Source organism: Saccharopolyspora shandongensis (assembly GCF_900106995.1).
In the GTDB taxonomy this organism is placed as follows: Bacteria; Actinomycetota; Actinomycetes; order Mycobacteriales; family Pseudonocardiaceae; genus Saccharopolyspora; species Saccharopolyspora shandongensis.
Genome location: NZ_FNOK01000083.1, coordinates 17,690 through 30,599, shown reverse-complemented (window position 1 = coordinate 30,599; position 12,910 = coordinate 17,690). Strand labels below are relative to the sequence as shown.

The following is a 12,910-nucleotide window of genomic DNA, read 5'->3' as shown; positions in this document are numbered from 1 at the left end:
CCGGCGGCGTCGTAGGTCCCGCAGGTGAGCATGATCGCGTTGATCCGCTTGACCTGCCGGCAGGTGACCAGCTCCGAACCGTCGCGGCGGACACCGCGCGCGGCGAGGAACCGCCCCGCCAGGGCCAGGTCGCGGCAGCTCATCTCGATCGCACACTGCCGGACGTACTGGTCGAGCACGGTCGCCACCGGGTTGCGCATGTTGCCGTAGGACGCCATGAAATGGGTCAGGGCCAGGTTGCGGTCCGCGTGGGCCGCTTCGGAGGCGGCGACCTCTTCGTCGACCCGCAGGGCGGGGTTGCCGCTCTCGGCGCGCAGGAACGCGAGCAGCTCGCCGGTGGCGTCGCCGACCAGGGAGATCAGCTCATCGGTGACCGTCAGCGCGCCCGCGTTGATGAAGGGGTTCCGGGGAATCCCGTGTTCGTGCTCCAGCTGGACCAGCGAGTTGAAGGCGTTGCCCGACGGCTCCCGGCCGACGCGCCGCCAGAGCGCCTCATCACTGCCGGCCAGCACGAGCGCGAGGGTGAAGACCTTCGAGATGCTCTGCACCGAAAACGGCGTCTCCCAGTCACCGACCCCGTGGACACCGCCGTCGAGATCGGCCAGCGCGATACCGAAACGACCCGGATCGACTCGCGCGAGCGCCGGAATGTAATCCGCCACCATCCCCGCCCCGCGCAACGGCGCGACCTCGTCCGCGACCTGCCCGAGCAACTGACTCAACTCCCCAGCGATCTGCTCGGCCATATCCTCATTGGACTGGCGCAGGTTCGTGCGAACGCACGCACTGGCCACATCTCGCACTGGACTCTCCTTGCCACGTCGACCGTACCAGCACATGATCACGACATCGCTCTCGGTCGCAACGATTTGCGCGATACACCCGAGAATCTTGTTCCTCTCTCCTAGCTCCAGCACGCACCTAGCTGCCAAATTGGGCGGATTTGAGCGGAATCCGGCGAGGACATCAGGTGATCCGCAGTTACGCAGCTCGGCCGATCCTGCCCAAATGAGCGCTATCGCGGCACGCGAATACGCCAGCTGCCTGAACGGGCACACTTGCCGGAGAAGGAAGTGCACTGTCGTGACGTTTCCGTTCCGGCCCGGCAGAACGTGGTGTTTAATGCGGAGATCCCAAACGCGTCCGGGTCGCAAAGCCGACCCGAGTACGCCATGCCGACTTTCTCGCCAAGGCCGCAGAAACCACGATGTCAACGACGACCTGGGATGTGCTTGCAGCGATGTCACGTAGCAACGAAGGAGCTTCTTCGAGCCGGGAGATCGGGTCGGCACTCCGACGATGGGGCGGACATCTGGCCAGCGTCGTGATGCCCAACATCGGGGCGTTCATCGCATGGGGCCTCGCGACCGCACTGTTCATGCCCGAGGGATGGCTGCCCAACGCGACGCTGGCCGCGATCATCCAACCGATGATCACAACACTGCTGCCGATCCTGATCGGTTACACCGGGGGCAGGGTGGTCCACGGGCAACGCGGCGGCGTCGTCGGCGCGGTCGCCACACTTGGCCTCGTGGTCGGAGCGAATACCCCCATGCTCCTTGGCGCCATGCTGCTCGGCCCCGCTACGGCACTGCTGATGAAATGGTTCGATCAAGCCGTGGGCGCACGCGTGGGTCCGGCCTTCAAGATGCTCGTGGACAACTTCAGCGCGGGCATCATCGGTGGCAGCGTGGCGATTCTGGGCATGGTCGGGATCGGGCCCGCGATCAGCGGGCTGGCCAGAACGCTGGCCGGCGGGGTGCAGACGCTGATCGACCTCGGCCTGCTACCACTGGCAGCCCTGATCATCGAACCCGGCAAGGTGCTGTTCCTCAACAACGCGATCAACCACGGCGTCCTGGGCCCGCTGGGCGTCACCGCCCAGGCGGAGAACGGCAAGGCGATCGAGTTCCTGTTGGAGACCAACCCCGGCCCTGGGCTCGGTATTCTGCTCGCCTGCGCGTGCTTCGGATCCGCACCGGAACGGGCCAGCGCGCCAGGCGCGTTGGCAATCCACTTCTTCGGCGGTATTCATGAGATCTACTTCCCCTACGTGCTCGCCAAGCCGCAGTTGATCCTGGCGGCCATCGCAGGCGGTGCGGCGGGGATTTTCACCTTCATCGCCACCGGAGCGGGACTGTTCGCGACTCCTTCTCCCGGAAGCATCATCGCACTGATGGCAGTCACGCCGCGGGGTGGCCACCTGAGCGTGATCATGGGTGTGGCCGTGTCGGCCGCCGTCTCGTTCGTCCTCGCAGCTTTCCTGGTGAAGGTCGGACGGAAGAAGACGACCGAATCACCCCGGACCGACAGCATCACGCCAGCTTGAGCAACCCTTCGTACACCCGCTGCAGAGTCACGAGGGAAGGACCTGCACCGCGATTCGACGCGCCGCCGTGGACGACGACCAGTCCGGCCTTGATGGCGTCGCCGATGAGGACACGAGCGACGGTCAGGGGAACCCCGAGGCGGGATGAGATCTCGGCAACCGAATGCGGTGACGCGCACATCGAACGGATCTCGTCCAGATCAGGGTTGATCGACGTGCCCGCCAGCCGCTGCGAGGTCGCCGACACCAGCGTTTCCACCCGGAACTCGTACTCGGGCTCGGCGCGTCCGCCGGTGCGGACGTACGGACGCGGCATCGCCACGCTGGTCCCCGAATCCTCGGCCTCGACGAAAACGGTTATGCCGGTCTGCTCCGCTGGGTTGCAGTCAGCGCGATCGGTAGCAGCGGCCTGGTTCGGTTCGCGAGCATCGGGTGCCGACTCGATCGGCACGGCCGGTTGGTCGTGGATTTCCTGTTCGGACTCGGCCGCATCTCCGTCGTCGGCCTCCGGTGCGGCGGGCCGTGGCTGGAACTGGTGGTCCGCCCATTCTTGGTAGTTCCCCCAGCCTCCGAAGGCGAGCGGGTGAAACGAGGGGCCGGTGTTCTTCTTGTGCGAGCTCATGACAACTCCGGGATCATGAAGCTCGAATGTCATCGAGCGGCGAGTGGGAGCGCACCGGTCAGGTGGGTGCCGGAAGAGCGTTGCCCGCCAGTGGCAGTGCGACTGCGTCGATCACCACAACATCTGATGCCGCCCAGCACGGTACGTGCGAAATCTGTCGTTCACAAGCCGATCGGCCACTACCGTGGCAGAATCGTTCCCTAGCAAGCTTTCTCGTTCGGAGGCGAACAGACTCTCCGACATCAGTGAGCGGATGTCAGCAGTTCTTGCCCATCCGTACTCCGCCGCGATGCTCGAACAGGAAAAAGACCATGAGCACTCGCGTTTCAGATCACGCCTGCACGCATCGCGTAGGCGACGGCATGCGGCCGGTTACGCAAATTGAGCCTGTTGGTCATCCCGTAGATGACGTTCTTCACGGTGCGCTCCGAGTAGGCCAGCTTCTCGGCGATATCAACAGTATCCAAGCCCTCGGCCAGCAAGCGGACGACATCAAGCTCGCGAGGTGTCAGCCCGGAAACGCTGATTCCTCGCGGCGCCAGAACATCCCGCTGCAGACGAGCAAACTCGCGGAGCAGCTCTCCGATCAGTTCCGGTGGCAGCACTCCACCTCCGGTCGCGGCGACCTGGATGACTTTGATCAAGTGCTCTGCGGTGGCCGCACTGCGCGGGATCACCGCCGCAGCACCACATTCCACCGCCGCAAGCAGACCAGCCGGATCTAGCTGGTCGATCACCAAGACCACACGACGCTCGAACTCAGCACCCAAGGCGCGCAAGGCGGTCACGCCATCAGTCAGCCGCTTGGCGGCCAGGACGACGACGTCCACCTCGACCAGGTTTCGATTCGGCACCACCAACACCTCGGCGCGAGAGTCGAGGTGGCTTGCAAGACCAGCATGCGTGATGGCATCTGAGGCAAGCACAGCCACGCGAACTCGTTCCATCGCACACTCCCGTGGTTTCTATCTCTGCACCGAACAATCTGCCGGCGCCGACTCCACAACGTCTCTACGTCTTCTCTAGATCAGCTGGGCACAAGTAGATCCGCACACCCCGTAGTGCCGCCTCGAACCGCTCCGCGGCATAAAGCGTCGAACTGGCACCACACGGCTTCGGTTTATGTCGATCAGTGCATATCATTCTGCAGTAGTCGACTCAGTTCCTCATCGAAGCTCATCCAGTGGTTCTCGCCACCGGGGGCGACGACGTCGTAGGTCTCGTTCAGGAACTCCGCCAGTTCGGCAGCGGGCGCTTCGAAGGTGGCCTGCCCGGACGGCGAGCTCAACGCGATGACGACGAGCTCGTGGTTGTCGGGTTGGGGGATGATCTGCACGTCACCCTCGCCACTCGCAATGACCAGCCCGTCCGCCAGCAAGTCCCGGGCGATCAACCAGTCGACCTGACCACTCATCCCCGCGCGGAAGCTCATGTTCACCGCGTATGGCTCACGGCTGTCGTACCGCAGCTCCACCCCAACCGGCGTCCTCACGCCTGCCGGGGCCGTCAGGTCGAAAACCGCGGTAGAGCGGATCGTCTTGTGGTTCTGGCTGCTCATCATGCCTGCGCTCCTCAATGTCGGATCCTGCACGACACACAGCATGCCCGTCCTGGATCTACAGCTTCTTCACGACGTCTTCAGCTCGTCGCAAGCCACCGACGACCGCCCGCCGCAAGCCGTGGAACAGCTCAGCAAGCCAACCTGCCGGCCGCTGCCGGCGGAGTCCGGGTGGCAGTCACCTCCCGGACTCCGCCGGCAAAACTGCACGCTCCGGCGCGCAGTTCCGGGTCAGGCGAAGGCGCACTCCACATTCGGCGCGGCCGCGGTCCCTCCCGCATTGCAGACCAGCGTGCGACCAGCCTCGAGCGGGCCATAGGCGTTCACGACCTTGCCGTTCACGGAGAACCGCACCGTCGTGAAGCCCTCGGCCTGCCTCTCGCGGGTGGAGTTCGGCTCCAGGACGGCGGAGAAGCCGTCGCCATTGCCGTTCACCACGGTGTACTCCAGCGCGTAGTCGGCCGAGCTGATCCGCAGTTCCGGCACGTTCTCCGCTGGCGCCGCGGCGGCGATGCCGCCAGTGCCGGCCAGTGCTCCCGCAGCCAGCAGCCCAACGATCATTTCGCGCTTGCCAAAGGTGAAGCCCATGTTCACTACCTTTCTGAGTCATTCCACTAGTTATCTAGTGGAATGACTGAAGACTAGCAGTGGTGCGGATCGCGGACAAGGCCGGGTCTGGGAAAGCGGGGCGAAAGGGCACCGACTGGATGGATCACGCCAGCAGACGCCTCCCCAGGAGCAGAACGAGCCGATCGCGTCAGCAGCACGGAAGAGGGCTCCCGCAGGGGGCGAGCCGACGCGGCAACACGCAACGAATCCGCCGCCGGAGGCCCAAAAACAACGAAGCCCCGCCGCCCCCCCGGCTCGGCGACGGGGATCAGCGGGGCCGGCGAGCGGTTCTCAGAGCCTGTTGGTGAATGGTCTGGGTGGGTGGTCGCTTAGCGGAACCTGAGAGGTTCCCTGGACTGTGGGTGCCCCTCCTTATGTATGTCCAAATACACGGCGGAGGGGCCGTCCTCGCCAGGAAACCTTTCAGAACCCGCCGATGGTCATCTTGGCAAGGTGGATGCAAGCGGCTGCGCCGCTTCCACAGGCGCGGACGGCATTCGCCGACAGGCTCTCAGGCTCCCGCGCGCTCGCGGCCGGCGCGCAGGTAATCGGTCACGGGCGATTCCAGGTCCGGTTGCCGAGACTCCCAGCCCGGGGCGAGTACCCCGGGCTCGCGCACCAGCATCCGCTGCTGCCGCCCGGATTTCCTCGCGTGCACGACCGTCCCGATCTCCGGGGGCCCCGCATCGGCGGGCCCCACCAGGTCGCGGTGCTCCTCCAGGAGTTCGTCGACGTCGCCGTCCAGTTCCACCGTGCAGTCCTCGATCCCCCGGCGGTCGCCGTAGCGCTTGGACAAACCGATGGTGCTCAGCGCGCTCATGATGGGTGTTCCAGTCCTCCGGCCGGGAAGTACTCGTCACGGACGGCAGCGAACAGCGCATCGACCTCTTCGACCGTGAGCCCGCCGCTCCTGGCACGGCTCATCCAGTCCGCCAGGTCGCGTCGCATCGGGGCTTCGACCGAGGTCCGGCCGCTCGCCAGCGATCGAGTTACGAAGGTACCGACCCCACGCCGAGCCTCCACCAGGCCGTCCCGCTCCAGCTCTCGATACGCCTTCAACACGGTATTCGGATTGACCGCCGTGGCCTCCACCACCTCGCGCGCAGTGGGCAACCGGTCACCGGGCCCCAGCAGTCCCAACCGCATGGCCTGCGTGACCTGCTGGACGATCTGCATGTACGTGGAGACCCCGGAGCGACGGTCGATCCGGAACTCGATCACATCGCCCAGCATATGGGGCGGCCATCGCCGAAGGCGCGCGCTCCACGCAGCGTCATCAATGCTTCCTGCGCAGCGTCCACGCGGTTCCTCCCAACAGCAGGACCGCAACCACGCCGAGGACGCCGAACTCGATCAGCTGCAGTATCGGGGCGTACGAGGCCGGAACCACCTCGGCATACTGGCCGACCACCCCGTGCTGCGCATAGCACTGAGCCGGGTCGAAGGTCGAGACTGGAACATCGCCCCGCGAACCGCACACGGCGGCGTTGAAGCCGCCTTCCGGTATGGTCCGCCCGTCGGCACCCAGAAAACCCACCTGGACCACCTCGTCCACACCGGACTCGGGAGCACTCATCGGGTCGGCCGAGGTCCGCAGCTGCGACGGCATCAGAGCCGGTCCCGCCAATCCGACGGCACCGCGCACCGCCACCAGCCCGGCCAGGGTGCTGATCATCGCCGGCAACGACCGCCCCAGCACCGCCCCCAGCAGCGTGCCCAACGCGTAGCCGAAAAGCAGGTGGACGGCCGGCATCCACCCCATGCTCTCGAAGTTCAGGAACGAGAACGGGCCGTCCACCAGCGGCCCCATCAGCCCGGCGTCCGCGACCCAGGAACTCACCAGCAACTGCAGGACCACCAGTACGACCAGCGAGGGCACCACCAGCATCACCAGCTTGGCCGCCATCCAGCCGACCCGGGTCACCGATTGCGCGAACGCCAGCACGTGGGTGCCGTGCTCGATCTCGCGGGCGAACAGCGGCGCCCCGCTGAACACCCCCAGCAGCACCGGGAGGACCACGATCACGAGTTGGCCGACTCTGAGCAGATCGAACCACTCGTCGCGGAAATCACTCACCCCGGTCGCGCAGCCCGGGCCTTGGCCCCCCACCGCGAGGCACCGCTCCAGTCCCTGCGCCTGAATCTGCTGCACCATGCTCGTATGCAGCACCAGGACCGCGACCACGCCGAGCAGCAACACCGCTGCCATCAGCAACAACTGCGCGCGGTGCTGCCGCCACGCCACCCAGGTCATGCCGCTACCTCCACGTTGTCCCTGCGCATGCATGCGAGCGCGATGTCTTCCTAAAAAAGACTTTCACTAGTTATATAGTTCTTTGCGGTAGAAGTCCAGCCCCGGAGAAGCAAGGCCCCTAAAACACCGCGCCGCCTCACGAAGCAGCCGAGGGGCTTCCCCATGCTTCGGCACGTAGCTCCAGCAAGGCGGACGCCGCCCGGCTCACCGCCACCGAACGCATCGCCGGGAAGTCCGCCTGATCAACAGTGGACCTCGCCCTGGCCTGCCCCCACCGATAACCGAGTGGTCCAACCGACCGCTCGACCGGATCTCTCCGATGACACTCATCGACGCCATCCGCGTCAAAATCCGGGCTCTGGAGCGGTCTTCTCGTGATGCTCGGATCGGTCTTCGACGTGGCCGTCGAGCCAGGCCTGGCGGCGAGCCAGACGGCCGGGTCCTCACCGTCACGGCCGTCGATAAGGTCGACCGGCTTGCGCGTGTCGAGGTCGACCATGACAGTGCCGTAGCGGTGCCCGCGGCGGACGGCGAAATCGTCCGCGCCCAGCACCGCGACCGGGCCGATCGGCGGTTCCGGCATAGCTATTGCTGCCCCTGAAGAAATCGGCGCGCCAACAGGTTTGGGCGAAACGCCGCCGACTCAGCGTCCAAACCTGTTCAGCGGGCAGGGTTGGCCCTAGAGTGCGGTGGCGAAGATCGCGGAGAGCACCGGATGCTGGACGGGTTCTGACGGGTCGCCTCGGTGCCTCTGTGCCGAATCACTATTGCTGCGGTCGCATGGAAATTGCGCCGTGAAGCTATGCCGGAGAGATTCGGCTCCGCAATTGAGCGTTTTTCATCCTCGTTTTGCGTGGCGGTGCGGGTGGCGGAACCTCAGAGGCTCCCTGGACTGTGGGTGCCCTGACTGATGTATGCCCAATACACGGCGTCAGGGCCGTCCTCGCCGAGGGAACCCCGGAGGGGTGGGCACCGTGAACCCGCGGCGGTGCGGGTGTCGTAGGTGGGCTATGCGCCTGCGGCGCATGCGACACCCCATCGACGTGCAGCTTCACGGCCCGCGGCTGCGGACCGACCAGGATGAAAAACGCTCAATAGGGTAGAAACGGATCTACCCGTGTGGGCATGAACGTATTCCCTTCCAGATCTGCTGTCAGAAATCCTCGATTCCTCGCTGCACGGTCCGTGAGCGCTGCTCCGCGCCGTAGTGCTTGGCGCCGGTCTCCAAGGTCCCGACCCACCGCGGTCCTTCAGCGGGCGACGGGGAGGGGCTGGAGGGTTCCCGTGGCGTCGAAGTCCCAGTCGTGCGGCTCGCCGAGTGTGACCATGTCGGGGTGGTCGGCGACCTCCTGGGCGTAGGCCTCGGAGACCTCGATGCGGGGCATCGACAGGGTGTTTCGGATGCGCACCACCTTCGCCGGTCGTTCCGCGGGGCCGCGGGACATGTGCAGGGCGGCAACGATGGCGTCCCGGTCGTTGGCCAGGGCCATCGGGATCCGGGCGCTGTCGGGCAGGCCTGCGGTCAGCGAGTTGGTGTAGAACGAGCCGAACTCGATCTGGTCCACGCAGCGCTGAGTGGTCACGTCCGCCAAGCCCAGGCCGCAGGCGTTGCCGTTGGTGTGCTCGGTCAGGCCCAGCACCACCAGCCGCTTGATCGGCACCGCCTTGAACTTGTCCGCGTTGACCTGGGCGCGGCCGGTGATGTTGGGGTCCATCCCGGTGCCGCTGATGTCCTTGCCGATCTCGTCGACGACCAGCACGTCGATGTCGGACATCAACAGCCTCGGCATCAGCTGCTTGGCTTCGACCAGCAGTTCCGCCTCGCGTTCCAGCAGTTTCGCGGTCGGGACCAACTCGATGCGGGCGACGTGCTCGTAGGCGTTCTCCACCACGGCCATCCCGAACTCGATCGGGACCACGCCGAGCATCGCCTCGGCCACCGCCGGGATGAGCGTGTCGAACGCAGCCATGCCGTGGGCGTGCAGGGTTGTCGCGCCGCGGTGCTTGCCCAGGCCGATGGCGAGCATCTTCGCCAGACCGCTCTCGTGCGTGCCCCGGAAGTCGGTGTGCGGCTTGACCCGGCCGAGCACGATGACGCTGTCGGCCTTGGCGGCCTCGGCGTCGAAGTGCACCGGGGTGCCGTCGTCCAGCTCGGCGACCACGACCGTCTCCATGGACGAGACGATCGGGGCGCCGATGCTCTCCTCGGTGATCCCGTACTCGGCCAGCACCTGCCGCTGGCCCTCCGCGGTGCCGCCACCGTGGCTGCCCATCGTGGGCACCACGAACGGTTTGGCGCCACAGCCGATCAGCGCGTCCACCAGGGTGGCGACGATGCGATCGATCCGCGTCACCCCGCGGCTACCCGCGGTGATGGCGATCCGCTTGCCGCTGACCGGCTGGTTGCGGTCGTGCTCGGCGACCTGGCAGCGGATCGCGGCTTCGAGGTCCTCGACCGCGTCGGCGGCGAACCGCTGCTCGATCGGGATCATCCTGGGGAGTTCGATGTCGGCTCCGGCCAACCGGACCTTCTCGACGTTGAACATGCGTCCCATCCTTACTAATCAGTCACGGCCCGGATCGTGTTCTTAGAACCCGCCGGTGGTTGCGCTGCTTGGGCGGGTGCAAGCGGTTGGCGCCGCTTCACAAGGCGTGGACGGCATTCGCCGACAGACTCTCAGTCACTCGGTGATTCCTCTTTCTGGCAAGTCAGCCCGGCCAACCGGCCATATCCGGGCGATCCACTTAATTGATCAGGCATTCCCCTGGCCGGCATCACTCAGATCACCTCACCTGCACCCTGCAACGCATCGCCGCCGACCGCACCAGAATCCCGCCCAAAGGGCTGCCGGGACCAGCCCGGACCGACTTCGACGATCTCGCCTGCCCGAATGGACACGTATCGGGTGTCCATAAGGGCACGGTCATTACTGAACGGTATCGCCCTTGTCGGCAAAAGAGTCAGAATTCGCCACGGAATTTGCGATCAACAACATTTGGTCCGGTTGGCGGCAGAATCAATACCCCAGACGCAACACCCAGGGTAGACCGATTTCCGCAGACCGAAAACGGAGCATGTGGGACGCGGAGCCGAGGAGCACCTAAAAACAATTCTCTGGATGCCACCAGACCTTCCTGGCGGTCCCGTTACTTGCACGCGAATCGGCGATCAATCGCACTCATTTTCTCTGAACAATACTTGCACGAAGCGGCGTGATCCGCAACGAAAGAAGAAACACCATGCTCTGGAACGACATATTCGTCAGCGGCACCGGCCGGTACCTGCCGCCCCGCGCCAGTGCCACCGACCTCGTTGGTGACGGCACGATCGACCGCCAAGCACTCGAGATGTCCGACTTCGAGTCCTTTACCGCCTCGGACGGGTTCACCGCCGCGGAGATGGCCGCGAGTGCAGCGACCGACGCCCTCCGCCGCTCCGGGCACGAGGGTGCCGACATCGCCACCGTGATCCACGCCGCCTTCGACGACCAGGAGCACTACGCGCCCGCCTGTTACGTGCAGCGGGTTGTGGGTGCCTCCCGGGCGCTTGCGGTCGAGGCGGGCGCGGGCAGCTGCGGTGGCGCTGCGGGACTCGTGCTGGCCGCCTCGCACCTCGCCGCCGATCCCTCCGCCACCTCCGCGCTGGTGACGGCGGCGGGCCGGTTCGTCGCGCCGCGCTGGCCGAGGTGGCTGCCCGGGCTGGGGCACTTCCTGTCCGATGGCGCCGCTGCCGCCGTGCTGAGCCGGGGAGCCGGGCGGGCCCGGCTGGTCGCCACCTCCTGCACTGCGGTGCCCGAACTCGAAGACCTGGCCACGCCCACCATCCCCGCGGAAGACGGAAGCCGCATGATGACACGGGCGGAGACGGTCGGGGTCCTGCCCCATGTCGGCACTCTCCAGACAGCCGCCCGCACCGCGGTCGAGCAGGTCCTCCAGGAAGCCGGCGTGTCGCTCGACAAGGTTTCCCGGTTCGCGGTCACCGGACTGGGGTTGGCGCAGCTGACCGTTCTCCTCTTCGAGCCCCTGGGCATACCCAGCGACCGGACCAGCTGGCAGCTGCACCGGACACTGGGCCATGTCGGCCCGTGCGACCAGCTCCTCGGCCTGGACCACTTCCTCCGGCAGTCCCTCGAGCCTTCGGACACCGTCCTCGTGATCGGGATCGGTGCCGGCTTCCGCTTCATCTGCGCGCTCCTGGAGATCACGGAATGAAGGACGTCTTCGCCGACGAAGGGGACACATGATGCTGGAACCGGATCTCACCGAACTGGTCGACTTCGCCCGCCGCAATTCTCCCTACTACCGGGACCTGTACGCCGGTGTGGCCACCGACGGGCCGATCCGGGCGGAAGACCTGCCGATCGTCGAGCACACCGGCTTCTGGAAGGCGAACACGGTAAAGGACAACCGGGTGCTGACGGCTCGCCACGATGACGGTGTCGTGTTCAAAACCGGTGGGACGACCAACAGCCCCAAACTGACCGTGTACACCAGGGCGGAACTGCACGCCATGGCCCGGCTGCAGGGCGACGGGTACGCGGCGGCGGGACTGCGGACCGGTGACCGGGTTGCCAATCTCTTTTACGCCGGGGAGTTGTACGCGGGTTTCCTGTTCAACGTTCTGTGCCTGCAGGAGACGTGCGTCCCCGTGGTGCACCTGCCGATCGCGGGAAGCCCGTCGCCTGAGGTCATGGCGGACCTGATCATCGAGCAGGAGGCGACCGTGCTGCTGGCCACGCCCACCACGGCCAGCCAGGTCGCATCGCGGCTGACCGCGCGAGGTGACTCGGCGCCCGCGGTCCACCTCTTCCTCTTCGGCGGGGAGGCGTTCTACGAGGATCAGCGCAGACTGATCACCGAGGCGTTCCCCAACGCCGTTGTCCGCTCGCTGGGGTACGCCTCGGTGGACGCAGGGGTGCTGGCCGCGCCCGTCCAGGACGAGCCGGACGCGCGCGTGCATCGTGTCCACCGGCTCCACAAACTGGTGGAGATCGTCGACGACGAAACCGGTGATCCGATCAGGGAACCAGGTCGCCCCGGCAGGCTGCTCGCCACGGACCTCGTCCGGCGGCTGATGCCGCTCATCCGGTATCCGGTCGGTGACCGCGCCGCGTGGGTCGACTACGACGATCGCCGGTTCCGCCTGCTGGGCCGCGCCGACGACGGAGCCAGGGTCGGTTCGGTCACCGTCTACCTGGAGGACCTGCGTGTGGTGATCGAGGAACTGGCCGGCGACCAGCCCATCGCGGGATTCCAGGTGGTGCAACGTCGCCGGGACTCCAAGGACGAACTGGTGCTGCGGATCGGTGGGCAGGTCGACGATCCGCAGCCGCTTGCCGAGGCGATATCCGCGCGGTTCGAAGGGTTGCGCCCGATGTTCGGCGAGCACGTGCGCGCCGGACTGATCAACCCTCTGGTGGTCGAGTTCGTCCCGGCCGACATGATCAAGGTGAACCCCCGCAGCGGCAAGATCGTCCGGCTGCTCGACGAGCGCGTGGCTCCATAGGACGAGGCCCTGGACGGGCAGTTTCCTGCTCC

Annotated in this window: 13 protein-coding genes; 3 read left to right on the top strand and 10 right to left on the bottom strand. The window is 66.1% G+C overall.

Translation table 11 applies throughout. The features are described 5' to 3' along the window. Positions 1-746 (bottom strand): glutaminase A (gene glsA / locus BLW84_RS42975; protein ID WP_093278064.1); only part of this gene is annotated, 746 nt, incomplete at its 3' end. Positions 747-1,207: 461 nt separating this feature from the next. Between glsA and BLW84_RS42970 the strand changes: the two genes are divergently transcribed. After that, positions 1,208-2,329: a PTS transporter subunit EIIC gene (locus tag BLW84_RS42970; protein ID WP_245761786.1), complete on the top strand. Its 1,122-nt coding sequence runs from the start codon at positions 1,208-1,210 to the stop codon at positions 2,327-2,329. Here the strand turns inward: BLW84_RS42970 and BLW84_RS42965 are convergent. The 9 genes from BLW84_RS42965 to BLW84_RS42925 all read right to left on the bottom strand — a co-directional run bounded on the left by BLW84_RS42965 (position 2,316) and on the right by BLW84_RS42925 (position 9,918). After that, positions 2,316-2,951, bottom strand: coding sequence for a DUF742 domain-containing protein (locus BLW84_RS42965; protein WP_177227015.1), 636 nt, complete (start codon positions 2,949-2,951; stop codon positions 2,316-2,318). The genes BLW84_RS42970 and BLW84_RS42965 overlap by 14 nt on opposite strands. Positions 2,952-3,277: 326 nt before the next feature. Then, a complete protein-coding gene (locus tag BLW84_RS42960) occupies positions 3,278-3,898 on the bottom strand; it encodes a helix-turn-helix transcriptional regulator (RefSeq protein ID WP_093278058.1) in 621 nt (206 codons plus the stop codon). A gap of 182 nt (positions 3,899-4,080) precedes the next feature. Beyond that, positions 4,081-4,509, bottom strand: coding sequence for an SsgA family sporulation/cell division regulator (locus BLW84_RS42955; protein WP_093278070.1), 429 nt, complete (start codon positions 4,507-4,509; stop codon positions 4,081-4,083). Between the two features lie 231 nt (positions 4,510-4,740). Next, positions 4,741-5,097: a hypothetical protein gene (locus BLW84_RS42950; protein WP_143061321.1), complete on the bottom strand. Its 357-nt coding sequence runs from the start codon at positions 5,095-5,097 to the stop codon at positions 4,741-4,743. 532 nt (positions 5,098-5,629) lie between these two features. Beyond that, complete coding sequence (locus BLW84_RS42945; protein ID WP_093278054.1) at positions 5,630-5,938, bottom strand: hypothetical protein; 309 nt, start codon at positions 5,936-5,938, stop codon at positions 5,630-5,632. Next, positions 5,935-6,351 carry a GntR family transcriptional regulator gene (locus BLW84_RS42940; protein WP_093278053.1) on the bottom strand — a complete coding sequence of 139 codons (417 nt, stop codon included), beginning with the start codon at positions 6,349-6,351 and terminating at the stop codon, positions 5,935-5,937. The genes BLW84_RS42945 and BLW84_RS42940 overlap by 4 nt, the downstream gene beginning before the upstream one ends. 43 nt (positions 6,352-6,394) lie before the next feature. After that, positions 6,395-7,372: a hypothetical protein gene (locus tag BLW84_RS42935; protein ID WP_093278051.1), complete on the bottom strand. Its 978-nt coding sequence runs from the start codon at positions 7,370-7,372 to the stop codon at positions 6,395-6,397. 136 nt (positions 7,373-7,508) lie between these two features. Further along, positions 7,509-7,955: a transposase gene (locus BLW84_RS42930; RefSeq protein WP_093278049.1), complete on the bottom strand. Its 447-nt coding sequence runs from the start codon at positions 7,953-7,955 to the stop codon at positions 7,509-7,511. Between the two features lie 667 nt (positions 7,956-8,622). Further along, a complete protein-coding gene (locus BLW84_RS42925) occupies positions 8,623-9,918 on the bottom strand; it encodes a nickel pincer cofactor-dependent isomerase, group 22 (RefSeq protein WP_177227014.1) in 1,296 nt (431 codons plus the stop codon). 694 nt (positions 9,919-10,612) lie between these two features. On the opposite strand from BLW84_RS42925, the gene BLW84_RS42920 reads away from it, so the two are divergent. Together BLW84_RS42920 and BLW84_RS42915 are read left to right on the top strand one after the other, a co-directional pair. Continuing rightward, the gene (locus BLW84_RS42920; protein ID WP_093278045.1) at positions 10,613-11,584 is read left to right on the top strand and encodes a 3-oxoacyl-[acyl-carrier-protein] synthase III C-terminal domain-containing protein; all 972 of its coding nucleotides are present in this window, start codon (positions 10,613-10,615) and stop codon (positions 11,582-11,584) included. A 28-nt stretch (positions 11,585-11,612) separates the two neighbouring features. Next, positions 11,613-12,878: a phenylacetate--CoA ligase family protein gene (locus BLW84_RS42915; RefSeq protein WP_093278043.1), complete on the top strand. Its 1,266-nt coding sequence runs from the start codon at positions 11,613-11,615 to the stop codon at positions 12,876-12,878. The last annotated feature ends 32 nt before the right edge of the window (positions 12,879-12,910 follow it).

Coding starts and splice junctions, on each gene's coding strand:
- BLW84_RS42960 (WP_093278058.1), bottom strand. CDS start 3,898: ATGGAACGAGTTCGCGTGGCTGTGCTTGCCTCAGATGCCATCACGCAT.
- BLW84_RS42930 (WP_093278049.1), bottom strand. CDS start 7,955: ATGCCGGAACCGCCGATCGGCCCGGTCGCGGTGCTGGGCGCGGACGAT.
- BLW84_RS42915 (WP_093278043.1), top strand. CDS start 11,613: ATGATGCTGGAACCGGATCTCACCGAACTGGTCGACTTCGCCCGCCGC.
- BLW84_RS42925 (WP_177227014.1), bottom strand. CDS start 9,918: ATGTTCAACGTCGAGAAGGTCCGGTTGGCCGGAGCCGACATCGAACTC.
- BLW84_RS42940 (WP_093278053.1), bottom strand. CDS start 6,351: ATGCTGGGCGATGTGATCGAGTTCCGGATCGACCGTCGCTCCGGGGTC.
- BLW84_RS42970 (WP_245761786.1), top strand. CDS start 1,208: ATGTCAACGACGACCTGGGATGTGCTTGCAGCGATGTCACGTAGCAAC.
- BLW84_RS42920 (WP_093278045.1), top strand. CDS start 10,613: ATGCTCTGGAACGACATATTCGTCAGCGGCACCGGCCGGTACCTGCCG.
- BLW84_RS42950 (WP_143061321.1), bottom strand. CDS start 5,097: ATGGGCTTCACCTTTGGCAAGCGCGAAATGATCGTTGGGCTGCTGGCT.
- BLW84_RS42935 (WP_093278051.1), bottom strand. CDS start 7,372: ATGACCTGGGTGGCGTGGCGGCAGCACCGCGCGCAGTTGTTGCTGATG.
- BLW84_RS42965 (WP_177227015.1), bottom strand. CDS start 2,951: ATGAGCTCGCACAAGAAGAACACCGGCCCCTCGTTTCACCCGCTCGCC.
- BLW84_RS42945 (WP_093278054.1), bottom strand. CDS start 5,938: ATGAGCGCGCTGAGCACCATCGGTTTGTCCAAGCGCTACGGCGACCGC.
- BLW84_RS42955 (WP_093278070.1), bottom strand. CDS start 4,509: ATGAGCAGCCAGAACCACAAGACGATCCGCTCTACCGCGGTTTTCGAC.